Here is a 25,630-nt window from a genome sequence, read left to right as displayed (position 1 = left end):
TATGCTATACAAAAAGCCGCACACTCAATAGGAGTCTGCGGCTTTTTCGTCGTAATTTTAATTTGTAAGACCTTACCTTGTAATCGATATTGGCGAATAAATTGCCACCTACAAGGTCAAAACCAAGCATTAAGACAGAGGCGAAAGATGCCCCGTTCTTACCCACAATTGGGTATCTGCCGCTACTTGTAAGTGCGGTTGACTACCGGGCGCAAAGCGCAGCCAGCTTAAGCGATCGAAAGTGTCATTTTTTTCAGTGCTGTTTTCAGGACTGGTTTCAATAGCAAACTCCGTATCCCTTGCAGCTAACGTAGTGTTAGTCAGGCTGCCCGTTAATACCAACAGCTCTAATCCGCCTTTATAACAGCAAGCCGGAAAGGTGCCGCCGTCTGGAAAGTGCAGCACGCTGGTGTGCACGCCATTATGGTGATGGAGCGGAAGACGCCGATAACCGGCCGATCCGCTGATCCATAATTGCTGCTCCGGGAGCACGGTTACCCACTGGTTATCATCAATGGCAAACTGATTGAGCTTAACGAAAATAGTGCAGCCATGTTCAGTAAAGGAGCCATGGCGACTACCCGGTGGATGGCGCGCATAAGTGCCCGCTGGATAATCGCCATTTTCATCGGAAAATACGCCCTCCAACACCCAAAACTCTTCACCCATGGGATGCAGATGCTCAGGAAAGCGCGCGCCGGGCTCAAAGCGCACTAGGCTGGTGACATGGCCGCTTTCAGCTTGCTCTCGCTCAAGGGGATAACGCCACACACCGTTCGCCGGCGAAGGTTGCCAGTGATCGGCGTGATAAGGCAGGGAAAGGGACTCTAAGAAATTCATATTTAACATCGGTTCATGTCCCGACAGACGAGGGTGGCTCATACTCCCCTGCCCGCGCCTGTGGGTCAAGCCTAAAACAGCGCCGAGCGCCCAGCACCTAACTAATGATAAAACTGAGAATAAGGGCGAAATTTTAAGGGTATATGAGTTTTCGCTTATGTCGTGCTCTTCACCCTTTGCTATTCACGCCCTTTTCCGTGTATTCCGTGGCAAAAATAGATTTTATATTTTGATGTTTTTATAGGTTATGACTTATCGCTTTACGCTTTCGTAATATCATAACGATAACCATCGCCATCGGGCACGAAAGCCAAACGATGGCTGATGCAGCTAGGCGCATCTTGCTGATGGTGAGAGACAAACAACAGTTGAGTACCACCTTCAGCTACCAGTAAATCAATCCAGCGCTTCACCCAATGGCGATTAAAGCTGTCTAAGCCTTGCAACGGCTCATCTAAAATTAACAGCGGCGGGTGCTTTACCATGGCGCGGGCAATTAATAACAAGCGCTGCTGGCCATAAGAGAGATGGCGAAACGGCTCATTAGCTAAATGGCTCATGCCGAGCAAGCTGAGCCATTGTTCGGCCAGTGCTAATTGAGTGCTGCCGGGCTGTTGATACACACCAATGGAGTCAAAAAAGCCGGATAAAATCACCGCCTTAGGGGTGGCCGTTACCCGATAATCTTGCTGCATACTGGTGCTGACATAACCAATGTGCTGCTTAATATCCCAGATGCTTTCGCCACTGCCGCGTCGACGGCCAAATAGGGTCAGATCGTTGCTGTAACCTTGGGGATGGTCACCGGTCACTAGGCTCAGCAGCGTGGACTTACCTGCACCATTAGGGCCGATTACCTGCCAATGCTGCCCGGGGTCTACCTGCCAATTAAGACCCGCCAGCACTTGCTTATCGCCATAGCTGATTAACATATTGCGCATCTGGATCCGCGGCGTGTCTGCATCTAGCTGGCGGCGCACCGCAGCGGGGTCTGCCGGTGGCAAGGCTTGCTGGGTCCCCTCAAGGCTTGCCAAATGGCGTAATTGGCTGAGCGCTAAGGAGGCACTCACTTCAGTACGTGGGCCCGTGACACTAAGATCGCACTCGGTGAGAATACCGAGCTGATCGCTAAAGTCCGGCAACTCTTCTAGGCGGTTTACAATCAGCACCAAGGTCTGGCCTGCGCTGACTAACTCTTGCAACAAGCTCATTAAACCAGCGTGGGCGTCCACGTCTAAGCCGTCGAAGGGTTCATCTAAAATCAGCAACTCTGGGTTTTGCAACAAAGCACGACACAACAGTACTTTGCGGGTTTCACCGGTTGAGAGCAGTCGAAAGCTGCGATCTAACAAGTCGCGAATACCAAAGCGTGCGGCAAGGGTACTTAATTGGTCGGCATTACCGCCCTGCTCTTGCATAATTTCTCGTGCCGAGCGGCCGGGATCTTGATAATTCAGTGTGTCGCTTTCATCTTGCTCGCGCTCTCTGTCCGCCAAGGCCTGTAACTGTTCAAACGACACCCACTCTATGCTGTTAAAGCTATTATTCAGCGTACCACTGAGCAAGGTGAGCTCACCGGCCAAGGCGCGTGCCAAGGAGGTTTTACCGCTGCCATTGGCGCCTACAAAACTCCAACACTGGCCCGCCCGCACCTCGAGCTGAGGAATAGTCAATTGATGCTGGTCACTAATAGCGAACTCGGCACTATTGATAGAAATAGCGGCATTAGAAATAGCAGTCATAGAAGGCAAACGTCCTTTTTCGGTCAGTTTAAAGAAAAATCCTATCATCAACATCTCTAGCCTGTGATGCAAGTCACACCGTAAAGAAAGTGATAAACGGCTAACTGTGAGCTAAGGCGCAACTGGCGACGGCGGAACAGGCTAACGTAGAGGTGTTATCTTTATTATTGAGGGACGCCCTATGCGCTATGAGACTTCATCATTACACGAACTTAATTTGTTGCTGAAATTTGACTTAAACACCACACAACAAGGTATTAAGGTGCATAAGGATGCAGAGCCGACATTAGTGGCTGCCGCGAAATCTTTATATGACAAAGGCCTAATTACCTTAGATGACGGCGGCTATTTAACCGATTTAGGCCGTGATGCATGCTTGCATGCTCAGTCTTTGTTGACGCTGCTGCGTGCGCCAGCCATCGCGTGATGCGTGATGCGTGATGCGTGATGCGTGATGCGTGATGCGTGATGCGTGAAAGAATAACGAATACAAAATGCCGACAACGAATTGCCGGCATTTTTATTTTTAATAATGAGCAAATATACTCATTAAGCGCTAATTAACGCTTCAGATCAGCCGAGTGCTGGCTCAGGTACTTAGCAACACCTTCGGTAGATGCTTCCATACCTTGCTTGCCTTTTTCCCACTGTGCAGGGCACACTTCGCCGTGCTCTTCGTGGAACTGCAGCGCGTCAACCATGCGCAGCATTTCGTCGATGTTACGACCCAGTGGCAGATCGTTCACTACTTGGTGACGAACCTGGCCATTGTTGTCGATCAAGAAAGAACCACGGAAAGCCACGCCGGCTTCTGGGTGCTCAACGTCGTAAGCTTTACAGATTTCGTGCTTAATGTCGGCAACCAGTGGGTATTTAACCTGGCCAATACCGCCGTCTTCAACGCTGGTGTTACGCCATGCGTTGTGGCTGAACTGAGAATCAATGGACACGCCGATCACTTCAACACCGCGCTTTTGGAACTCTTCAAAACGATCGTCAAAGGCGATCAGTTCTGAAGGGCACACAAAGGTAAAGTCCAGCGGGTAGAAAAACAATACGGCCGCTTTGCCTTTAGTGAATTCTTTCAGGTTGAAGTTTTCAACGATTTCGCCATTGCCCAGTACAGCTGCAGCGGTAAAGTCAGGGGCCTGACGGCCTACCAATACGCTCATGTCTATCTCCTTGGTGAGTACATATACTTATGGATTTGCCGCAATAGAGTTGCCACAAACCTCGTCGTTCAACTAGTTAATATATGGGCGCCACACCCAAAACCCAAGGGCAGAGGCGACGAGAAGTCACGACAAGTGTTTGTTTGCACAATATATCAGCAATTTACCCATCCACAGCGGCACGCCAAGCGATGCGTCTCGCTATACCTGCACATTAGGAAGCATCTCTGACAAAGTGCGTGTTGAGATTTGGTTAGCCTTATTGGGACATAAATACGAACAAATTAGACGGTTAACGGGGCTATTAAACAGGCTCTCAGCGAATTTAAGCAATAAATGCGTAAAAAGCTCGACATTCAGTGCTAAATTCGCAAACTAGCTCCCTAAATCTCTTTTTAATTACAAAACCCTAAGGATAAACAATGAATCCTGTTGTTATCGCCGTTAGCTTGATGCTGGTCCTCAGCTTGCTGCGCATCAACGTGGTAATCGCCATTACCTTAAGTGCCATCGTCGGCGGCATGGTGGGCGGTTTATCACTCACAGAGTCCGCCAATATCTTTGCCGGTGGCTTAGGCGGGGGCGCGACTATCGCCCTGAGCTATGCCATGTTGGGCGCTTTTGCCGTGGCCATTGCGCGCTCCGGCATTACCGACTTACTGGCCTTTAAAATTATTAAAGCGCTCGGTCAAAATGCCAGTGCGGGCCGCATGCTGTGGATCAAAGCCTTGCTATTAGTGACCATACTCTTGGTCGCGGTTTCCTCGCAAAACTTGGTGCCGGTGCATATCGCCTTTATTCCGATTTTGATCCCGCCGCTGTTGCATGTAATGGCGAAGCTCAAGCTTGACCGCCGCGCCGTAGCCTGTGTGCTGACCTTTGGTTTAACCGCCACTTACATGATGTTACCGGTAGGTTTTGGCGGTATTTTTCTGCACACCGTATTGTTAGCCAACATGCTAGAAAATGGCGTAGAAGTGACAAAATCTATGCTACCAATTGCCATGGGCATTCCGGTGTTTGGCATGTTTTTAGGCCTGTTAGTGGCCTTGTTTTTTACCTACCGCAAACCACGCCACTACGACGAAAGCAAAATTGTTGCCGTAGAGCCGGAGCATATCCAAATTCACGTGCCGCACTTATTTGTGGCCGCCATTGCCATCTTAAGTGCCCTGAGCCTACAGCTTTATAGTAACTCCATTATCTTAGGTGCCATGGTTGGCTTTGTGATTTTCACCCTAGGCGGCGTCGTTAAATACAAAGAAAGCCAAGATGCCTTCACCCAAGGCGTGAAGATGATGTCCTTGATCGGCTTTATTATGATTGCCGCCGCCGGTTTTGCCGCCGTGATTAAAGCCACCGATGGCATTGGTAGCTTGGTGCAAGCCGTGGAAATGAGTATGGGCGACAATAAGCCGTTGGCCGCCTTTATGATGTTGATCGTAGGCTTGCTGATCACCATGGGCATTGGCTCTTCGTTCTCGACCATTCCCATTATTGCGCCTATTTATGCGCCTTTGTGTCTAGCGCTGGGCTTTTCGCCCTTGGCAGCATTGGCCATTATTGGTACCGCAGGGGCGCTGGGTGATGCGGGCTCTCCAGCCTCTGACTCCACCCTCGGCCCCACCTCAGGCTTAAACGCCGATGGCCAACACGACCATATTTGGGATTCAGTCGTACCGACCTTTATTCATTACAACATTCCCTTAATTGCCTTTGGTTGGTTTGCAGCCATGGTGCTTTAACTGCTAGCTGTACGCCTTACGTTTTACGCTATCCGTTAAACATAAAATATAAAATATAAAAAGCCGTCAACCCACATGGGGCTGGCGGCTTTTTTATCAATACCGCTTGGAACAAACCCTGCTCAGCTCAAAAAATTGCACTATCTATTTGCGGCTTTTAGCCGAGAAAGGCACACTGCGGGCTCAACGTTAGAGTTGTTAAGTCATGGATGGCGGTTAAGGGCAATACAGGGTTTATCCTTATTTGCCAAAGCGCCGCTTAATAACCCCTGCAAGTGCCTTAACCACTCCGGCCCTTGTGTTAGCCAAGTTATGCAGCACAAGAATAGCTCCCTATTTTAATGGTTCAGTTCAGAGGAATTCAACATGGCAATGGTTAGTGTCGCCGCCACCCAGATGGCTTGTAGCTGGGATCAAGATGACAATATCGCGCGTGCCGAACAGTTAGTTCGCGACGCCGCCGCTCAAGGCGCACAGATTATCCTTATTCAAGAGCTGTTTGCCGCACCCTACTTTTGTATCGACCAAAGCCCAGAGCATTTTTCGCTGGCCCAAGAAGTGGATAACAGCCCACTGATCCGCCATTTTCAAGCGCTGGCTAAAGAGCTGGCCGTGGTGTTGCCATTGAGCTTTTTTGAGCGCGCCGGTACCGCTTTTTATAACTCACTGGTGGTGATCGATGCCGATGGCAGCCAGCTTGAGCTTTATCGTAAAACCCATATTCCGAATGGCCCTGGCTATCAAGAAAAGCAGTTTTTCACGCCCGGCGACACCGGATTTAAAGTTTGGCAAACCCGTTATGCCAAAATTGGCGTGGCCATTTGTTGGGATCAGTGGTTTCCTGAAACTGCACGCAGCATGGCGTTAATGGGTGCAGAGTTAATGTTCTTCCCCACCGCCATTGGCACCGAGCCCCAAGATGCCAGTATCGACAGCCAGCCGCATTGGACGCGTACTCAACAAGGCCACGCCGCCGCCAATCTGGTGCCAGTAATTGCGTCCAACCGCATTGGCACCGAGCACAGTAAGTTTATCGAGGGCCTTGAAACCACCTTTTACGGCTCCTCCTTTATTACCGACGAACTAGGCGCCTTGGTGCAACAAGCCGATAAAACCACTAGCAGCGTTATCGTCCACAGCTTCGACTTAGAGCAGATTGCCAATACCCGCGCCAGTTGGGGATTGTTCCGCGACCGTCGCCCTGCTATGTATCAGACCTTACAGACCTCAGACGGCAAACGCGAAGGTGGCCGATAATGGCTAACTTTTACATGCCCGGCGAATGGGCAGCACAAGAGGCGGTGTGGATGATTTGGCCCCATAGACCCGATAACTGGCGTGAGCAAGCCGCACCCGCACAGGCCACCTTTGCCAAATTGGCTGAGGCCATCGCGGTCGCGACACCTGTGTATATGGCCGTGCCTAAGCAAGACATGCCCAAGGCTAAGGCGATAATGCCCGCACACGTCAAACTCGTGGCCATCGACAGTGATGATGCTTGGGCTCGGGATACAGGCCCCACCGTGGTGCTGAATAACCAAGGCGAGCGTGCTGGCATTAGCTGGGTGTTTAACGCTTGGGGTGGCGAGCAAGAAGGCCTGTATGAGTCATGGGACCAAGACCAACTCATGGCCGGTGCCATGCTGCGTGAGCTTGGCATCACCCAGCAAGATAACACCTTGATCTTAGAAGGCGGCTCGATTCATGTGGACGGTGAAGGCACCCTGCTCACCACGGCTGAGTGCTTACTCAATCAAAACCGTAATCCGAATTTAAGCCAAGCCGATATAGAGCAAGTATTGGCTGAGTCTTTGGGCGTGACCCATTTTATCTGGCTGCCATTAGGAGTGCATCTGGATGAAACCGACGGTCACATCGATAATATGGCCTGTTTTGCCCGCCCGGGTGAAGTGATACTGCACTGGACGGATGACGCCGCAGACCCGCAATACGCACGCTCACAAGCCGCGTATAAAGTGCTGAGTGAAGCTCGAGATGCCCAAGGCCGTGCGCTTAAAATCTGGAAGCTCCCCCAGCCTGGCCCCTTGTACATCACAGAGCAAGAAGCCGCCGGTGTGCAAACTGGATCCGCCATACCTAGGGTGGCCGGTGAGCGCATGGCCGGCTCTTACGTGAATTTTTTAATCACCAATCAGCGTTTAATCTTTCCGTTGCTCGACCCTAACACCGACGGTGAAGCCCAAACTATCTTGGAGGCCATCTTCCCCGAACTTGAAGTAGTGGGCATAGCGGCGCGCGAAATTTTACTCGGCGGCGGTAATATCCACTGCATTACCCAGCAGATCCCTAAAAGTACACCGAGCGCCTAGCACCAAGCTAAAGACAGGCACCGCTTTATCGGTGCCCTGTTATAGATAAATAGCTTGTAGTGTGGCCCTGTTTTATTTAAAGAGTATTCGCCACTGTCTTGCTCGTGGTTTAAACACATCCAGCTACGCTGGTCGACAGAAACAAAAAACCCGAGTCTGTGTTACAGACTCGGGTTTTTATTTTTCTTGGCGCTCGGCGCTGTTGGCTACTTAGGCCTTACACTGCCATTGAGGCCGGTAAGACGCTGCAATGCCGGCAGTTGCTGGTCTAAGCTTGCCTTACTCGCCGGGCCCACCCAAACGCGGTTTAGCTCGCCTTCGCGGGGGGTGCTGGGCGTAGTTTGTGCGTTGTAACCTGCTGCTCTTAGCTTTTGCACTAAGGCATTCACGTTTGCCGCATTACGAAACGCACCCAGTTGCACCACAAATTGACCTTGTGGAGCGGCAGCTTGAGGCGCCGCTTGTTGAGTTTGTGGCTGTGGCGTCACGACTCTGGGCTCAATTTGCTGTATTTGCCCTGCTACCAGCTTTGGCTGAGCTACTGGCTGCGGGGCAGGCTTAGTCACTGGCTGTGGCGCTGGCTGCGGGACAGGCGCAGGTTTAGGCTGCGGTGCCGGTGCCTGAATCACAGCTTGAGGTTGCGGTGCGGGTTTAGGCGCGACCGGCGGCGCTTCTTGCGTTTGCTCTATGGTCCACACTTCTGCGACCGGCTGAGCAGGCGCTGCTGATTGTGAAACTGATTGCTGTGCAGACGCTTGCTGGGCCGCCAGTTGCTCCGCTGCCGCCGCCACTTGTTGCGCCGCTTCCGCCGCTCTACCGGCCGCTTCTGTACCTGGGCGCGGCGGTGGAGTGATAGCCTGCAAAGGCGCGTCGAGCTGCGGGCGCAGCGGTATGGTTACCGCTTCGTCAGGCTCGAGCTGCTTTTTACCGCTCAATAAGTCCGGTAAAAAAATCACCCCGATGGCCACTATGATCACGGTACCAATTAATCGCTGCTGAAACTGTGTGGCCAAAGCCCGCTCCTTCACTAAACGCCGCTACCGGCATAATTTATGGCTAATTTGCCACTGGTTTTTTACTAACTGATTTATTTTCTAACTAATGGCTTGCTGACGCTTTCATTACCACTCTTTGCTCGCCAAGATGTCGGCAACCGTAAAGAAAGAGCCGAACGCAACAATCACATCTTGCTCCTCGGCATCGATTTCTGCCGCCGCCAGAGCTTCAGCCACAGAGTCAAAACAGGCACCGGCTTGCCACTGCGCTAAGTCAGCCGCACTGGCGCCGCGTGGCCCCCCTAAACTGGCTAAATACCAGCCATCAAGTTGGTCCGCTAACGGCGCTAAGCTGTGCTCAATATCTTTATCTTTGAGCATGCCTACCACGCCTAATAAACGCCCAGACTTTCTAATGCGACTGAGTTGGCTAGCCAGATACTCAGCAGACTCAGGGTTGTGGGCCACGTCCACCCACAACTGCGCGCTAATTTGCTGTAAACGCCCAGTTAAATTGGCCTGCATCAAGCCGCTACGAATAGCCTGCTCGCTCAGTGCAAACGGCGACAAGGCCAGTGCCGCAAGGGCGGTGGCTGCATTCATCACCGGTAGCGCAGGTGTGGGTAAATCATCCAATGCCAAGCCTAAGCCATGAAACGACCAGGTCGCGCGCCCAGCTTGCCCCTGTTGCTCTGCTAATGACCAAGTGTAGTCACGCCCCGTGCAAAACAGCGGCGTATCTAGGCTGGCCGCATGGGCCAACAACGAGGCCGGTGGGTTAGCATCGCCGCACACTGCCGGTTTCGCGCGTCGAAAAATGCCGGCTTTTTCAAAACCAACACTCTCGCGGTCATCGCCTAACCAGTCTGTGTGATCCAAAGAAATAGTGGTGACCACGGCTTGGTCAGATGCCACCACATTGGTGGCATCTAACCGTCCGCCTAAGCCGACCTCTAATAACACCACTTTGGGGGCAGCGGCGCGAAATAGCCACAGGGCCGCCAGTGTCGTGAACTCAAAATATGTGAGTGCCGTTTCACGACCCTCATCATCAAAGCGTGCTGCTTCTACCGCTGCAAAAGCGGCACAGAAGTCCGCCGCTGCAGGGCTGTCGCCGTTAATGCGTACCCGTTCACGATAATCGACCAAGTGAGGCGAGGAATACACGCCCACACTCACGCCACCCGCACGCAGCATGGACTCCAGCAAGGCACAAGTAGTGCCTTTGCCATTGGTGCCGCCTACGGTTATCACATGGCTTGGCAAACTGAGCAAGTTTAAGCGCTCAGCCAGCAAAGTCATGCGCGCTAAGCCCAGCTCAATATGAGCCATGTTGAGCCCTTCCAGCACCACTAACCAATCCGCTAAGGTGCGCTGCTGCTCAAGTTTAGATACAGGCTCAACCAGGCGGCTCATTAGGCTTTTACCGCCTCATGATCTAAAGGCTTGCTTTCCGCCGCCTCAAGATTCATCAGTTTGCCCACTAAACCGGCTACGGTATCGCGCATTTCACGACGATCCACAATCATGTCGATAGCACCGTGCTCCAGCAAGAACTCGCTGCGCTGGAAGCCTTCAGGTAATTTTTCACGCACGGTTTGCTCAATTACTCGCGGGCCAGCAAAACCAATTAACGCTTTAGGCTCGCCAATATTAATGTCGCCTAACATGGCTAAACTGGCAGACACGCCGCCCATGGTCGGGTCGGTTAATACGGAAATAAACGGCAAACCTGCTGCTGATAAACGATTTAAGGCAGCACTGGTTTTGGCCATTTGCATCAAGGAGAACAAAGCTTCTTGCATGCGTGCGCCGCCAGATGAAGAGAAGCACACCAAGGCGCGGCGATCTTCAATACAGGCATTCACCGCTTCAATAAAGCGTGCACCCACCACCGATGCCATTGAACCACCCATAAAGGAGAATTCAAATGCACACACGGCAACAGGCAGCCCTTTTAAGGTACCTGTCATGGCAACCAAGGCGTCTTTTTCATTGCTGGCTTTTTGGGCCGCAGTAATACGGTCTTTATAGCGCTTAGAGTCTTTAAACTTCAAGATATCTTGTGGCTCAAGCTCGGCACCCAGTTCGACACGGTTATCTACATCGAGGAATTTATCCAAGCGTAAACGCGCGCCAATGCGCATGTGATGATCACACTTAGGGCACACTTCTAATTGACGTTCGAGCTCAGCGCGATACAAGACTTGCTCACAGCTACCACATTTGCTCCACACCCCTTCTGGGACGCTCTGACGACGAATACCAATGTTTTTATTCTTAGGAAGAATTTTGTCTAGCCAGCTCATGGAAATCCTTAGCTTGATTGCATCATTAATCTATAGGCTGTTGGCTTACGGTTGCCGGTATTTTTCATTCCCCGCAACTGCCCACCATCTGATGGCGGGCATTAAACCATATATCAGCCTTTAGGTTGATAAAAAGGTGAGTAAAAAAATTCACTTCGAAGACGGTTAGAGGCGCTGTTTAGTTTTCTAAACGACTCAGCTTGATTTTCTATACAGCTCAGCTTAGCTCTCTATACCGCTCAATTCTTTGTTCGGGTGTCGCTGTATCCTTTGGCCTGAGTTTGCTTGGCTTGCTACTTAAGCCTGCGCCTTAGCGTAAAGACTCTGGCAGCCATAAGGGGCCTGCTGCAGGCTGAGGCACCTCAAAGGTGTCAGGATAATCCACGGCAACCATATATAAACCGCCGGCTTTAGCCGTGTGCCCCGCTAATCTACGGTCGCGCACTGCTAATACTTCGGCTACCCACGACTCGTCTGCATCACCTAAGCCCACCTTAATTAAGGTGCCGGCAATATTACGTACCATATGGTGCACAAAGGCATTAGCTTTAACGTCTAACACCACGTAATGGCCATAACGCTGCACGTTTAAATGCAAAATGGTGCGCTGCGGACTGTGCGATTGGCATTGCAGAGCACGAAACGAGGTAAAGTCGTGTTCACCCACTAAGCACTGACCCGCGGCGTGCATTTTGTCCGCATCTAACTCACCCACATAATGGCTAACGCCACTGTGCAAAATGGCGGGCCGCATATTGTGATTATAAATAATGTAGCGATAACGGCGCGCGGTGGCACTGAAACGCGCATGAAAATCATCCGGCATGGGCTTGGCCCAGCGCACGGCAATATCTTTGGGCAAATTGGCATTCATACCCAAGGTCCAAGCACTGGCTTGGCGGTCTGCATGAGTATCAAAATGCACCACTTGGCCCAGGCCATGCACGCCGGTATCGGTGCGGCCTGCACACTGTACCAACACGGGATGATTAGCAACTTTAGATAGGGCTTTTTCTACCTCAGCTTGCACACTGGTCACGTCTCGTTGTCGTTGCCAGCCAAAATACTGACTACCGTCATACTCGATGCCAAGGGCAATGCGCATAAATTAGTTCCAAGGGGATTAAAGGGGGCGATTATACTCGTTAATCTACAAAATTGAATAACCGACCCCATAAATGGGGTCGGTAAGCATCAACCGCGTTTATCGAGCCGCTGTAATAGCTTTTTAGCATCACGCTGTTGCTCAGAATTGCCGCGCTCAAGTGCTTCATTAAGCAGGTCGCGGGCGCTGTCGATATCGTCAATTTCCAGATAAGCGCGGGCCAAGTCGAGTTGGCCGCTCATGCCACCTTCATCAATATCAATGTCTACGCCCTGCCCTTGGCCAATCACGCTGGCATAGTCGTCTAGCTCCAGATCTAATTTACGCTCACGTGCGGGATCTGGGCCTTCGCCTAGCTCCGCATCGGCCATCAGCTCGTCGACAGACACATAAGCTTCAGGATCCGGCGCTGACTCAAGCTCAGACTCCATGTCGGCGATGGATTCAGCGGGCCAGTCGTCAACCAAACGTGCTGGCGGCTCATCTTGCTCAATGGGCGCTTGCTCCGCGACGTCTGCCGTTACTGGGGCTGTTTCGGCGGGCGTGGACGGATTAAATAAATCGTCCAGCTCTTCATTACTGAGCGAGTCAGTGGTGGTCGTTAAGGGTATTTCGTCTTCAAAGAGCTGATCTTCAAACAAGGCATCTTCGAATAACGAGTCTTCATCCAGCTCAGGCTCAAGTTCGGGCTCTGGAGTTGGCTCTGGCTCAGGCGTGAGTTCAGGTTCAACAACCGGCTGTGGTGCCTCAACCTCTACTTGCCGTTCGGCCTCAGCTTCTTCTAATTGTTGCTGTTCTTCTAAGAAGCGCGCAAATGCATCTTCATCTATGTCTTGTTCCGCAATGGGCTCTGGGCTGGCAAAGGCATCGGCTTCCTCGTCGAGCGTGTCATCAGCCGTGGCAAATAAGTCGTCAAACTCATCGCGCTCATCGTCCATCATCATGCTGTTTTCGGTTAATGCTTGTTCTTGGGCGGCCAGATCACGGCGCTCACGATTGCGCCACCACAAGGTAAACAAGGCCAGCAATAATAAGGCGGGTAAAATAAGGATCAGTGCCAAGTTAATGGGGTTATTCAGTAACTCTTGTAACCAACCCTCAGGCTCAGCCTCTGGGGCCACGTCTTGGCTGGGCTGCTGATCGGTATTGGCTTTTAGCGCCGCCACTTCGGCGCTTAATTGCGCCAAATGTTGGCGTAACGCCTGATTATTGTCAGCTAAACTGGCTAACTGCTCATTAGACATGGACACCTGCTCACGCAGCTCGTCCATCAATTGCAGCTGCAGACGATTCAGCGCCGCATCTTCTGCTTGTTCAGGTGTGGCCGGGTCGTTGTTTGCAGCGATACTCGGTGCCGCTTTGGGTTCTGCTAAGCCATTGGTCGCCGCTTTAGGCTCAGTTAAGCCATTAGCAGTCGGTGTGGGCTCCGCCACCGGCGGCCGCGCGGCCGTGGGAGCCGCCGTGTTAGTACTGGCTATCGGTTGCGTTGCTGGCTGAACTGTCGGTTTAGGTGCTGGTTTAGGCGGCACAGAGCTAACTTGCGCCACGGCAACTTGAGGTCTGGCTGGGGCTGTCGCTCCTTGGACCACACGGCGATTGCCTTGGCGCGTTAAACGGCCAAATTCTGTTTGTGCTTCGCCGGCCGAGCGCTGGCGCGCTTGACTTGCAGTAGGCAGCCGCAATTGCACGCCGCGCTGTAAGTTATTGATATTACCACGCACAAAGGCGCGCGGATTAAGGTGATACAAAGCCACCATGGTTTGCTGCACCGTCACCGGTGGGCGCGTGTATTTTTCGGCTATGGTCCACAGCGTGTCTGTACTGCGCACCGGCCCATATTGGCCCAGGGCAGTGGCAGCTGGAGCGGCTGCACCAATTTGTTGAATAGGGCGAGTTTGCTGAGCCGGACTGGCTTGTGGCACGGCAGCTGGACGATCAGGCTCACGGGTTGGTGCGCTATCTGCAGACTCAGGCCCGCGCAGTTCAATATAGAAGTCGCCTTGGGCCAACACGGCGCTACTGGCTACCCAAACCGCCAAGCCAACACCAAGATAGGGTTTCAGTCGTTTTATCACGTTTATTATGTCCTTTGTCCTGACGCTGTGCCCGCATCTTTAAGGGTCATCATGGCCGACGTATAGTAACGAGTATAGAAAAACAGTGCCAAGAGGAACAAAGCCTCAGTCATTACCTGCTTGAATGCTCAAGCTTACGCTATCCGCTCTCATTTTTTATACTTTAGAAGCGTTTATACTTTAAAACCTAGTGCCTGTGCCTGTGCCGGGTCAGCCGTTATTGTATCTAAGACTAATTGTAATGAGGCCAACTCACGGCGCTCTGGGTACTGCTTACGCAAGCGGTCAAAAAAACCGGGCTGACCGAGGGCGGCGCGAAATGCCGCGTCATCTAAATTTATGTCATATACCAGCCCCACTAAACGCGCCAGCAAAGGCTGATCCAAGCAGGCTGCTAGCTCAACGCGTGTAAACGCGGGTGCCGGCAGTAATTGCGCCAATGAATGTGCCGGCGTTAACTGTTCAAGTTCAGCCAAAGCCTGATATAACGCAAAAGTACCCCGCGCTTTGCCCTCTAAGCTGTAACCGGCGATATGTGGCGTAGCCAACAACACATGAGGCACTAAAGGCACCAGTACGTTTGGCTCATCTTCCCACACATCGATCACCAGCGTTAATGGCGTATTACTGAGCTGGCGAGCTAATAGCGCCGCATTGTCCCACACTTCACCGCGACAGGCGTTAATCAGCACTTGCTCACTCTTAAGCTCGGCAATCTCAGCTTTTCCTAACAGATGCCAGGTGGGATGCGCACCACCACGGGTGATCGGCACATGGAAACTGACGATATCGGCGGTGAGTGCTTGCTTCAAATCGACAAAATCTGTCGGACTGCTTTGGGGACAGCTCAACGCTTTAAACGGGTCGCACTGGAGCACTTTCATGCCCAGCGCCCGCGCCCGCTGCACCACTTGCGAGCCGGTATTGCCCACGCCCACCACCGCCAACGTTTTATGTTTAAGCTGCCAGTTTTTATGCACCGCCACTTTGAGTAAGGCGGCCAGCACATAATCGCCCACCGCCACCTTGTTACAGCCCGGCGCACTGGCAAAGGCAATGCCGCGCTCCGTCAAAAACTCAGTGTCTATATGGTCGCAGCCGATGGTGGCGGTGCCCACAAAGCGCAGTCGATTCGCCTTGGCCAGCAGCGCTTTATTTACCTGCGTAATGGAGCGCACTAACAAGACGTCCACATCGATTAACTGTTCAGGGCTCACGTCTCGACCTGGGCAGGTAGTAATGTCTGCCCAATCACCAAACAACTCTTGCACATAAGGCATATTCTCATCGGCAAGCAATTTCATAGACGTCCTCTTGAATGGCTGGGCATTTTCTCGGTATTTTAGCCGTTAATGGAATAAGTTTCAGCTATCATTGCCCCGCGGTTTTGTTAATATCGCTACACCTTGTTAATATTTTTCGTAGTAATCACTTTATGAATCCCCGCTTATTACTTTTGGTACCACTGCTATTAATCTTGCCAGTGGCTATTGCCAGTCTCGGTTATCAATGGCACTGGAATTGGTTTCCGTTACTCGACTTAGATAATGCGCCGGCTTTTTCAGCTTATCTGATGACCTTATCCCTCGATAAAATTGGCATTGCGATTATCTTGTGCACCTTAAGCGCGGTGGCGTTATACGGCTGGCGCCCCAGAACTGGGCAATATCTGGTGTTCTTCTTTTGCTTAATGGCCGCCCTCGGCAGTGCTTTTATCACTAAATCGGTGGCTAAGCAGTACTTTAAAGAGCCACGACCATATGTGATTTGGTTAGCCGAAGAAGGACGTTTGACCGACAGCAAGAGTTTTTATGCCCAGTTACCTTTAACGCGTGAACAGTGGCTGTCCGACAGTTTGAGTGACTTTTCAGAACAAGAAGTGCCTAACTGGCTGAAATTACACTGGCAAGATGAAGTTAGTTACTCCTTCCCCTCTGGTCATTCTATAGCTGCCATGACCATTGCCAGCTTTTATTGCCTGCTCTTCGCCTATCGCCGCCGCTCTCGGTGGTTAATTGCCGGCTTAAGCCTGTGGGCGGTGGGTGTATGCTATTCGCGCTTGCTGTTAGGTTTGCATTGGCCCATCGATATTTTGGCCAGCAGCCTGTTAGGCACATTATTTGGCATGTCGGGCGCCTATGCGTTTATCTATTGGGACAAGCGGGAACTGACGGCGGTATGGCATAAGTAAGAAAAAGCCCGGTGAAGAGCGAAGGGTAAAGTGCGAAGAGGACGACAGAGCACCAAACCCTAAACCTATTTTTGCCACGGAATACACGGAAGTAGAGCGACAAGATAAGAGTGAAAAATCACATCTTTTTTGGAAGCCCTCAACCATCAGCTAAGTTGATTGCTCTCACGAGTTTTTTCAGTGAATGCGGTGTATTCCGTGGCGAAGAAATCTTTAGTCTTTAAGATCTCTTCTCGGAGTTATGTTTACCCCTTAACCATTTACTTTTCACCCTTCACAATTAATTACTGACCAAAATAACGCACAAAGGGGGTAGTTTCGCGCTCGGGCACATTACGCACCGCCACTTGCGGCGTGCCCAGATATAAGAAGCCGACAATTTGGTCTTGCTCGCTCAACCCCAGCGCCGTATGTACGCCGCGATCAAACGCAAACCAGCCCGTGCGCCACACACCATTAAAGCCCGTAGCCTGGGCCGCCATTTGCATGGCCATCAGCGCACAGCCCGCCGACAAGTGTTGCTCTAACGCCGGCACCTTATCGTGGGGTTTCACTTTAGCCACTACTGTAATCACCATGGGTGCACGCATTGGCGCTTTGCGGGCTTTGTCGATGGTGTCTGCATCTTCGCCTTTAGCTTGAGTGGCGGCGGCTAAAATATCGCCCAACAAAGCACGTTGTTCGCCTTCAAATACGATAAATTCCCAGGGGGTTAAGCCCGCATGATCCGGCGCGCGCAGGCCCGCCTTAAAAATGTTTTCTAACTGCTCACCTGCCGGCGCGGGTGCATTCAAGCGCGGATTAGAGTGGCGGTTTAATAGCAGTTGCAAAGCATCCATGTGTTACACCTTTTGAAATTTAAGCAAAATTGTTGAAGGCAATACCATAACAGCGTCGAGCACGAGCGCCAAACCCTTCAAGACTAAAGACTTCTCTGCCACGGAATACACGGAAAATAGTGATAAGAACGCAAAGCTTAACTGGGCAAAACCGAATCATCAAAAACCTATTCATTTTCGTGCTTTGCGTCCGTGTATTCCGTGGCAAAATAGATTTGGCTCTATATTGGTTAGATCTATATGACAAGTGCCAACTCCATGCCTTGGCGAATGGCGCGTTTGGCATCCAGCTCTAGGGCCACGTTGGCGCCGCCTATGATGTGCACTTTTTTGCCCAGCGCCTCAAGCGGACCTAATAACTCACGATTAGACTGCTGACCGGCGCAAATAATCACATTATCTACCGCTAAACACAGTGCTTGGCCATCGCGCTCTATATGTAAGCCCGCATCGTCGATGCGCAGGTATTTAACGCCCGCCCACACATGCACGCCATGATGGCGCAAGCTGGCTCTGTGGATCCAGCCGGTGGTTTTGCCTAAGCCCTTGCCCGGTTTATCTGCCTTGCGTTGTAATAACCAGACCTCACGATTGGGGGTAACAGCGTGCGGCGCCATTAAGCCACCTGCATTACGATAGTTGGTATCTATGCCCCACTCGGCCAGCCATTGCGGCAAGGCTTGTGATTGCTCTTGCTTTTGCTCGTATTCTGGCTTGGCCACTAAAAACTCCGCCACATCAAAGCCAATGCCGCCGGCGCCAATAATGGCCACCTTTTCACCTAAAATCTTTTTTCCTACCACATGTTGCCCTACGGCCAAGTCGCCCATTGCTGCTCGGTTGGCCAACACATCCAAATAGCTCAATACTTTAGGGTGCTCTATACCTTCAATATTGGGCGTGCGCGGCACTATGCCGGCGGCCAAGATCACTTCATCAAAGTCGGTTAAATCTTTCGCCTCTGCCGCGCAATTTAGCCGCAACTCCACGCCCGCCTGCGCTAGGCGATGGCGAAAATAGCGCAGCGTTTCGGCAAATTCTTCTTTACCGGGAATTTGTTTGGCGTAATTAAACTGACCGCCAATCTCAGTCGACCGCTCAAACAAGGTAACACTGTGGCCACGCTCGGCGGCTTGGCAAGCAAAACTTAAACCCGCCATGCCCGCCCCCACTACCGCTAAGCGTTTAACCTGTATAGTAGGTGTAACGATAAGCTCAGTTTCATAACAGGCTCTGGGGTTCACTAAACAAGTGGCGCGTTTTTGGGCAAACACATGGTCTAAGCAGGCCTGATTACAGGCAATACAGGTATTAATGAGCTGGCTTTGGTTTGCGGCAGCTTTGTTAACAAACTCGGCATCCGCCAAAAAAGGCCGCGCCATACACACTAAATCTGCTTGGCCAGAGGCCAAAATATGCTCGGCCACCTCTGGCGTATTAATGCGGTTCGTGGCCACCACAGGTACACTCAACGATTGCTTCACCCGCTCGGTCACCCAGCTAAAGGCGCCGCGTGGCACGCTAGTAGCAATGGTGGGAATGCGCGCTTCATGCCAACCAATGCCGGTATTAATAATGGTCACGCCGGCTTTTTCTAGGGCTTGGCCCAGCATGATCACTTCATCCAACGTAGAGCCGTTTTCCACTAAATCCAGCATCGATAGACGAAAGATAATAATAAAGTGCTCGCCTACCTTAGCCCGCACTGCGCGCACTATCTCAAGGGCAAACCGTTGGCGACCTTCGCTGTCACCGCCCCAGTCATCAGGGCGCTGATTGGTTCGGTTACAAATAAATTGGTTAATCAGATAACCTTCCGAGCCCATGATCTCCACGCCATCGTAGCCGGCTTGTTGAGCCAATTTAGCAGTGTGAGCAAAGTCTTTAATGCAGCCGCGAATTTGGCGTTCACTCATGGCACTGGGCGCAAACGGGGTAATGGGAGAAGCGACGGCGCTGGGGGCCAGCGAAAACGGATGAAAGGCATAGCGTCCCGCATGCAAGATTTGCAGGGCAATTTTACCCCCCGCCTCATGTACCGCTTGCGTTAATAGGCGGTGGCGTTTCACTTGCCAGCTAAAACTAAGTTGGCTGGCTTTAGGGGCTAAGCGGCCACGAAAATTAGGCGCAATGCCGCCGGTAATAATGAGGCCTACGCCGCCTTGGGCCCGCTCCCGATAAAAGGCCGCCAGCTTTTTAAAACCACCTTTTTCTTCTTCAAGGCCGGTGTGCATGGAGCCCATGATCACGCGATTTTTTAGGCGAGTAAAACCTAATTCTAAAGGAGCTAATAAATGGGGATACTGACTCATGCGGCCTCCGCTGCTGGCACCGATTTGGCTGTTTGAGGCTAGTGCATAGCCGCGCGTCTTTCAAACATTTGTTTTAATTCTTCGACAACCGACACAATCGCGCATAATTCTTGCAGCCATTGACGATGATGGCTTTTACGGCGTGCGTTTGTGCATAGTATTGTGGCGCTGCAGCCGTCATAATGATTGAAATTAAATAACATTCCGTTTAGGGCATTATTATGTGGGCTAAAATTAAATGGCTGTTCCGAGCACTGGTCAAAGTGCTCAATGTGATCCGAGTACTGATCACCACTTTATTACTGTTAATCATCGTCAGCTTTGGCTTCATACTGTTTGGCTCCGATGAAAACACTCAGCCCTTACCCGATAAAGCCGCGCTCACACTTGCCTTATCCGGACCTCTGCTAGAGCAAGAAGCCCAAGCCTCCCCTAAACGCATGGCTGAAAAATGGCTGTCTGGCGATAATACCCCCCCGCCCATGACCTTAAGCCAAATTAAAACCGCGCTCGATATGGCCCGCACCGACGACCGCATTCAAGTACTGGTGCTGCAATTACAAAATATGACGGAGTCGAGCATTACTAAACTCGACGAAGTGGGTACGGCCATAGAGCAGTTTAAAACCTCGGGCAAAACCGTCTATGCCATTGGCGATTATTACTCTCAAGGTCAATATTATTTAGCCGCTCATGCGGATGAAATTTTACTTAATCCCGCCGGTGGTGTGTCTATTCAAGGCTTAGGTGTCTATCGCCTGCATTATAAGTCTGCCTTTGAGCGCTTTAATATTACTCCGCATGTATTTCGCGTTGGCACGTATAAGTCTTTTGTTGAGCCTTATATTCGTGATGATATGTCGGAAGAAAGCCGTGAAGATACCCAATTATGGCTCGGCCAGCTGTGGCAGCATTATCAAGACACTATCGCCAAGCTACGTAATATTCCTACCGATCACATTAGCCCCACTAAAGAGCAAATGCTGAGCCGCTTCGCCAAGGTGAACGGTGACCCAGCGCAATATGCGCTGGAGCAAGGCTTGGTAGACCGCTTAGCCACTCGCTCCGATATGTTGCAAACCGTGGCCGAGCAAGTAGGTTGGAATAGCCAAACCAATCAATATATGAGCCTAGATGTGGCGACGTATCTGGCGCGTACTCAAGCTGCGATTAAACCCACAGCGAATACCATTCCTGCGGTGGGTATTATCACCGCCAGCGGCGCCATTATGTCTGCGGATACGGCCACGCCTAATAGCATTAATGATGAGCATTTAACTCAGCTGATTAACGAAGCCCGGTTAGACGACCAAATTAAGGCCCTAGTGCTGCGCGTAGATAGCCCAGGCGGCAGCGCCTTTGCCGCTGAGCAAATTCGCAGCTCTCTGCTCAACTTTAAAGCAAGCGGTAAACCGCTGGTTATTTCTATGGGCAGTACCGCCGCATCTGGGGGCTATTGGATAGCCGCGGACGCCGACAAAATCTACGCCTCACCCACCACACTTACTGGCTCCATTGGCGTGTTTGGTTTATTTTTAACCTTTGAAGAAGCGCTGCAAAAAGTGGGCCTGAATACCGACGGTGTGGGCACTACCGATTTTGTGGGTGCTGGCATCACCACCGGCTTGCCGGATCATGTGAAAGACATGATTCAAATGAGCGTTGAGCATACTTATGGTCAGTTTGTCAGCATAGTGGCCAAGGGTCGGGATATGCAGCCTGCCCAAGTAGAGCGCGTTGCCCAAGGCCACGTATGGACCGGCCAAATGGCCTTAGAGCTCGGCTTAGTAGATGAATTGGGTAATATAGACGATGCGCTAGTGGGGGCCGCTTTACTGGCTAACTTAGGCGAGTTTGACGTTAAGCCTGTGAAGCTACCCATGTCTGCGAAAGATAAATTACTGGCGCAATTTATGGGTGACTCCACCGTTCTTAGCGATATTGCCATGGCCGCCCTGCCGCAAGCCCTGCGCCCCGCCGCCCTGCTTGTGCAACAAGAAGTCAGCAGCTTAGGGCAATTTAGCGATGTGCGCGGACAATATGTATTGTGCGTGCCCTGTCAGGGATTCTGAGCGTGAGGTGCGAGTCGTAATGGGTGAAGGGTTTAGGGTGAAGAGGACGAGATAAACCCTCACCCTAAACCTATTTTAGCTACGATTCTTTACTACGATAAGAAAGATAAAACAGAGATCACATTTGAAAAGGCCCAAGAGTAGCGTTTTTGCAACACATCCGGCATGGCCGGATTTCGCACTACACTCACTTTGTTGCACTGTTACCCATAAAGAGTCCTTTTCGCAGTTATCTCTATTTTTCCGTGGGTTCCGTGTTCTTCCGTGGCGAAATAGTCTTGAGGTAAACGTTAATGGCGAAAAAGAACATCTATATCGCCTACACCGGCGGTACTATTGGCATGCAACAATCCCCTAGAGGCTATGCGCCGGTGGCGGGTTTTATGGCCAAGCGCTTGGCTGCTATGCCCGAGTTTCATTATCAAGAAATGCCGGCCTTTCATGTGCATGAATACCAGCCACTGATGGACTCCGCCGACATGACTCCCGCCGATTGGCAGCACATTGCTGACGACATTCAAGCCAACTATCAAGATTACGACGGCTTCGTGGTGTTACATGGCACAGATACCATGGCCTTCACCGCCTCCGCGCTGTCTTTTATGCTCGAAGACTTGGATAAACCGGTGATCGTAACTGGCTCACAAATTCCGCTGGTTAAGCTAAGAACTGACGGTCGTCCAAATTTATTAAATGCACTCTATATAGCGGCACACTTTCCCATTAACGAAGTGGGATTATTTTTTAATAACCGTTTATACCGCGGCAATCGCGCCAGCAAAGAGCATGCAGACGGCTTTGAGGCTTTTGACTCCCCCAACTTCCCGCCCTTACTTAACGCCGGTATTAACATCAGCTTAGAGGCGGGGAAACTGGGCCAAGCCGGCGGAAAACCCCTGACAGTAAGCGCGATCACGCACCAACCCATTACCATGGTTACCTTGTATCCGGGCATTAGCCCGCAAGTGCTGGCCAACCAATTGCAGCCGCCGGTCAAAGCGCTGCTACTGTTGTCTTACGGCGTGGGCAATGCCCCACAAAATCCCGCCATGCTCAAGTTACTGTCTGAAGCCAGCGCGCGCGGCGTCATAATTGTTAACCTTACTCAGTGCCAACGCGGCAGCGTGAATATGCACGAGTATGCCCCTGGCCGAGCACTGGCAGCAGCGGGTGTGGTGTCCGGTTTTGATATGACCATAGAAGCCGCTTTAACCAAATTGCATTATTTGCTCAGTAAAAACCTTACCTCTGATGAAGTACGCAGCCTAATGGGTAAGAGCTTACGCGGGGAGTTAACGAGGTAAGGCAACCCCTGTTTGGCAACGGAAGAACACAGCCCCCGGAAAAATAGTGCGCAGATCTGAAAAGGATATTATGGGTAAAATCAGGATTAGAGAGCACAGTTAAGCCGTCATCCTGACGTACGTCAGGATCTCGCTGTTGAGTTTTGTAGGCGGAAAACTCTTGGCCTTCATTCACCAGTCACCAGTCACCAGTCACCAGTCACCATCATTTAATACGTACTATTCAACAGCTGCCAATGATTGAGCAGCTCGGCTATATTGGCCACCTTTAGCTTGCCCATGGCGGCGGCTCTGTGCACTTCTATGGTGCGCACCGCCACACACAACTGCTCGGCGATGGCTTTATTGGTGAGACCCTCGGCGACTAGGCTGACCACCTCTCGCTCGCGGGCCGAAAGCCGAGCAAAAAGCTGGCGAATATCCTCGTGGCGGCGTAATTGCTCCACCCGAGTTTTGGCTTGGGCAAAGGCCGCACTTAGACGTTTCACATCCACCGGTTTTTCTAAAAAATCTACCGCGCCCTGCTTCATGGCGGCCACCGCTTGCGGCACATCGCCGTGACCGGTCAGCAAAATCACGCTCACTAAGCTATTGCGCGCCATCAGCTCAGCTTGCACCTGTAAGCCGTCGAGTTTGGGCATGGCTAAGTCCAGCAATAAAATGGCAGGCACTTGAGTATCCACTTCGGCCAAGAATTGCTCGGGATCCTGCCAACCCAGGCTTGAATAACCCAAGGCCTGTAATAAAAACTGATTGGCCGCCAATACTTGACTGTCATCATCAACAATATAAACCTGCACCCTTGCTCCTTAATTAAAAAAACCGTTAAATCATTAGCTAACACATTATTTAAACAATAATCGCACTTGCGTGCCCTGCTCGGTATTACTCACGATTAATTGCCCTTGTAAACGCAACACCAAACGATGACTGACTAACAGCCCAATGCCCATGCCATGATAATGACTGGCGGGTAAATTGTGCTGTAAGGTGCGGATAATATCTTCATCTATGCCACCCGCATTGTCTTCTATCAATAGCAGCCAGCCAGTTTGCACAGGACTTACATTCAGGCTTATCCAAGCCTGATGTGCCGGCTCTTGGCTTAACCGCCGTACTTGGGCTTCGAGGGCATTGTTTAATAAGTTATTTAGCACTTGCTCCACCGCTGGGCGCACCGTAACTAACATAGCGGGGTTAAGAGTGGACTGCGCCAGCTGCGCTTTTAACTCCGCTTTGAATTTCACTCCCAAAGCCTCGGCTCGTGGGCTTAAGCGCGTCACTAACTCTTGACACAGCTCATTGAGATCCACCGGTTCGGCACTGGGTAACGGTTGGGTGGCCCATTGGCGAAAACGACGAATAATGGCCGCCCCGCGCTCGGTTTCCGCCACTATCTGACTAAACGCCGTTTTATGTTGCGCCGTATCTTGCATTAATTCACCCGCTTGAGCGTAAGCCTGAATCGCAGATAACGGCTGATTCAGCTCATGGGCCAAGCCGGTGGCCATTTCACCCATTAAAATGCGTTGGCGGGCGTGAGACAAGGTCTGTTCTTTTTGCTGCACTTGGCTATGCAGCTGTGCGCATTCTTTACTGCGCCGGCGCAGCAATACCGTTACCCGCCAGTGATACAATAAATGGCCGAGCAAGAGCGCGACAAAAGACGCCAACCAAGGCCAGTGCTGCAGCATAAATTGGCGTAACAAACGCTCGTGGGCGATAGGGCTGGGCTCTGGCCCCAGTTGCCAGTCCATTAATAAGCTCGCCACTTCATCCAGACGCACTGCAGCCCCCCATTGAGGCTGGCCGGCTATCTCAAACTGCAATAATGCTTGGGTGATAGCTCTGAGTACCGACTCATCAAGATTACCGACACTGGCAAAACTCCAACCCGGATAAAGCGGTGTGGAGCGTACGCAGCGCGAGTCTGGCTGCACCATAAGTGCGCGAAAATTCGCCAACTCGATTAAGCCGTCTTGCGCCATGTCTTCCAGCAAGCAACTGGGCAAAATAGCGGCAGCAACCACACCATCGCGCAGTCCATAGGCGAGCGCATCCAGCGGATAACCACTAAAAGTTAGTGCTAATTCTTGAGGCGAAATGTTGCGCTTGCGTAATTGTTCAGCCACTAACAAGTAGCCGCCAAAGGCAGTTTTGTGCACCGCACCCACCCGCTGCCCGCGCAATTGCTCGGGCTGGGTGAGCTCACTGTCGGCCCGCACCCACAGGGTCGCCGCCACACTGGCCCGCGCCTGGCCGTAGTGTGGGTCTAGATAGGACGCCAGCCAGTTAAGAGGTTGATGATGACTAAGCATAAAGTGCGCCGGATTAGTTACCACAAAATCCAAGCTTTGCTCGGCAAGTGCTGCGTCTAGCTGCTCTTGGCTAAGATAGTGGCCAATAAACTCATGGTCGGGCACTTGGGCATTAAGCAGCGCTAAAGTGGGCGCCCACTGTGCTTGGGCGTGCGTTGCACCGCGCACCGCTAAAAAGCCCACCTGATATGGCTGGCTGAGGGCAGAAAAACTTAGTAATAATAGTGGGTAAACACCTAATAACCGGTATATAAACCTGTTCCAGATCAATACAAAGTGCC

At 51.5% G+C, this 25,630-nt stretch carries 20 protein-coding genes; 7 read left to right on the top strand and 13 right to left on the bottom strand.

The window, feature by feature from the left end:
* Positions 1–129: 129 nt before the first annotated feature.
* Together CBP31_RS14615 and modF are read right to left on the bottom strand one after the other, a co-directional pair.
* Positions 130–882, bottom strand: coding sequence for a cupin domain-containing protein (locus CBP31_RS14615; protein ID WP_227875050.1), 753 nt, complete (start codon positions 880–882; stop codon positions 130–132).
* Positions 883–1,100: 218 nt separating this feature from the next.
* Entirely contained in the window at positions 1,101–2,582 is a 1,482-nt protein-coding gene (gene modF / locus CBP31_RS14610) for a molybdate ABC transporter ATP-binding protein ModF (RefSeq protein WP_087038816.1), read from the bottom strand.
* 181 nt (positions 2,583–2,763) lie between these two features.
* On the opposite strand from modF, the gene CBP31_RS14605 reads away from it, so the two are divergent.
* Positions 2,764–3,009: a TIGR02647 family protein gene (locus CBP31_RS14605; protein WP_087038388.1), complete on the top strand. Its 246-nt coding sequence runs from the start codon at positions 2,764–2,766 to the stop codon at positions 3,007–3,009.
* Positions 3,010–3,142: 133 nt separating this feature from the next.
* Here the strand turns inward: CBP31_RS14605 and CBP31_RS14600 are convergent, their stop codons facing one another.
* A complete protein-coding gene (locus CBP31_RS14600) occupies positions 3,143–3,754 on the bottom strand; it encodes a peroxiredoxin C (RefSeq protein WP_087038387.1) in 612 nt (203 codons plus the stop codon).
* Between the two features lie 422 nt (positions 3,755–4,176).
* Between CBP31_RS14600 and CBP31_RS14595 the strand changes: the two genes are divergently transcribed.
* The 3 genes from CBP31_RS14595 (at position 4,177) to aguA (ending at position 7,829) form a co-directional block, all read left to right on the top strand.
* Entirely contained in the window at positions 4,177–5,499 is a 1,323-nt protein-coding gene (locus CBP31_RS14595; RefSeq protein ID WP_087038386.1) for a Na+/H+ antiporter family protein, read from the top strand.
* 366 nt (positions 5,500–5,865) lie between these two features.
* On the top strand, positions 5,866–6,756 hold the full coding sequence (gene aguB / locus CBP31_RS14590) for an N-carbamoylputrescine amidase (protein WP_087038385.1): 891 nt from the start codon (positions 5,866–5,868) through the stop codon (positions 6,754–6,756).
* Positions 6,756–7,829: an agmatine deiminase gene (gene aguA / locus CBP31_RS14585; protein WP_087038384.1), complete on the top strand. Its 1,074-nt coding sequence runs from the start codon at positions 6,756–6,758 to the stop codon at positions 7,827–7,829. Before aguB ends, aguA begins: the two co-directional genes overlap by 1 nt.
* Before the next feature lie 206 nt (positions 7,830–8,035).
* Here aguA and CBP31_RS14580 read toward each other — a convergent pair whose 3' ends face one another.
* The 6 genes from CBP31_RS14580 to CBP31_RS14555 form a co-directional block, all read right to left on the bottom strand.
* On the bottom strand, positions 8,036–8,842 hold the full coding sequence (locus tag CBP31_RS14580; RefSeq protein WP_087038383.1) for an SPOR domain-containing protein: 807 nt from the start codon (positions 8,840–8,842) through the stop codon (positions 8,036–8,038).
* Positions 8,843–8,950: 108 nt separating this feature from the next.
* Positions 8,951–10,240 carry a bifunctional tetrahydrofolate synthase/dihydrofolate synthase gene (folC, locus tag CBP31_RS14575; protein WP_087038382.1) on the bottom strand — a complete coding sequence of 430 codons (1,290 nt, stop codon included), beginning with the start codon at positions 10,238–10,240 and terminating at the stop codon, positions 8,951–8,953.
* The gene (gene accD / locus CBP31_RS14570) at positions 10,240–11,133 is read right to left on the bottom strand and encodes an acetyl-CoA carboxylase, carboxyltransferase subunit beta (RefSeq protein WP_087038381.1); all 894 of its coding nucleotides are present in this window, start codon (positions 11,131–11,133) and stop codon (positions 10,240–10,242) included. The genes folC and accD overlap by 1 nt, the downstream gene beginning before the upstream one ends.
* Before the next feature lie 310 nt (positions 11,134–11,443).
* Positions 11,444–12,238, bottom strand: coding sequence for a tRNA pseudouridine(38-40) synthase TruA (gene truA, locus CBP31_RS14565; protein ID WP_087038380.1), 795 nt, complete (start codon positions 12,236–12,238; stop codon positions 11,444–11,446).
* A gap of 89 nt (positions 12,239–12,327) precedes the next feature.
* The gene (locus tag CBP31_RS14560) at positions 12,328–14,313 is read right to left on the bottom strand and encodes a FimV/HubP family polar landmark protein (RefSeq protein WP_227875049.1); all 1,986 of its coding nucleotides are present in this window, start codon (positions 14,311–14,313) and stop codon (positions 12,328–12,330) included.
* Positions 14,314–14,486: 173 nt separating this feature from the next.
* Positions 14,487–15,617 (bottom strand): 4-phosphoerythronate dehydrogenase, encoded by a 1,131-nt coding sequence (locus CBP31_RS14555; protein ID WP_087038379.1) that lies wholly within the window; start codon positions 15,615–15,617, stop codon positions 14,487–14,489.
* Between the two features lie 131 nt (positions 15,618–15,748).
* Here CBP31_RS14555 and CBP31_RS14550 point away from each other — a divergent pair, with 131 nt between their 5' ends.
* Positions 15,749–16,504, top strand: a complete 756-nt coding sequence (locus CBP31_RS14550; protein ID WP_087038378.1) for a phosphatase PAP2 family protein — start codon at positions 15,749–15,751, stop codon at positions 16,502–16,504.
* 284 nt (positions 16,505–16,788) lie between these two features.
* On the opposite strand, the gene CBP31_RS14545 is transcribed toward CBP31_RS14550, so the two are convergent.
* On the bottom strand, positions 16,789–17,343 hold the full coding sequence (locus CBP31_RS14545) for an NAD(P)H nitroreductase (RefSeq protein WP_087038377.1): 555 nt from the start codon (positions 17,341–17,343) through the stop codon (positions 16,789–16,791).
* A gap of 236 nt (positions 17,344–17,579) precedes the next feature.
* A complete protein-coding gene (locus CBP31_RS14540) occupies positions 17,580–19,655 on the bottom strand; it encodes an NADPH-dependent 2,4-dienoyl-CoA reductase (protein ID WP_087038376.1) in 2,076 nt (691 codons plus the stop codon).
* A 221-nt stretch (positions 19,656–19,876) separates the two neighbouring features.
* Between CBP31_RS14540 and sppA the strand changes: the two genes are divergently transcribed.
* A complete protein-coding gene (gene sppA, locus CBP31_RS14535; protein WP_087038375.1) occupies positions 19,877–21,727 on the top strand; it encodes a signal peptide peptidase SppA in 1,851 nt (616 codons plus the stop codon).
* Positions 21,728–22,020: 293 nt separating this feature from the next.
* Complete coding sequence (ansA, locus tag CBP31_RS14530; RefSeq protein ID WP_087038374.1) at positions 22,021–23,031, top strand: asparaginase; 1,011 nt, start codon at positions 22,021–22,023, stop codon at positions 23,029–23,031.
* A 209-nt stretch (positions 23,032–23,240) separates the two neighbouring features.
* Here ansA and CBP31_RS14525 read toward each other — a convergent pair whose 3' ends face one another.
* Entirely contained in the window at positions 23,241–23,831 is a 591-nt protein-coding gene (locus CBP31_RS14525; protein ID WP_087038373.1) for a response regulator transcription factor, read from the bottom strand.
* A 45-nt stretch (positions 23,832–23,876) separates the two neighbouring features.
* Positions 23,877–25,619, bottom strand: coding sequence for a PhnD/SsuA/transferrin family substrate-binding protein (locus CBP31_RS14520; RefSeq protein WP_151898816.1), 1,743 nt, complete (start codon positions 25,617–25,619; stop codon positions 23,877–23,879).
* Positions 25,620–25,630: the final 11 nt, after the last annotated feature.

This window comes from Oceanisphaera profunda, assembly GCF_002157895.1.
Taxonomy (GTDB): Bacteria; Pseudomonadota; Gammaproteobacteria; order Enterobacterales; family Aeromonadaceae; genus Oceanimonas; species Oceanimonas profunda.
Note: the sequence above shows the minus strand (reverse complement) of the source record. Positions and strands in the feature narration are given on the sequence as shown.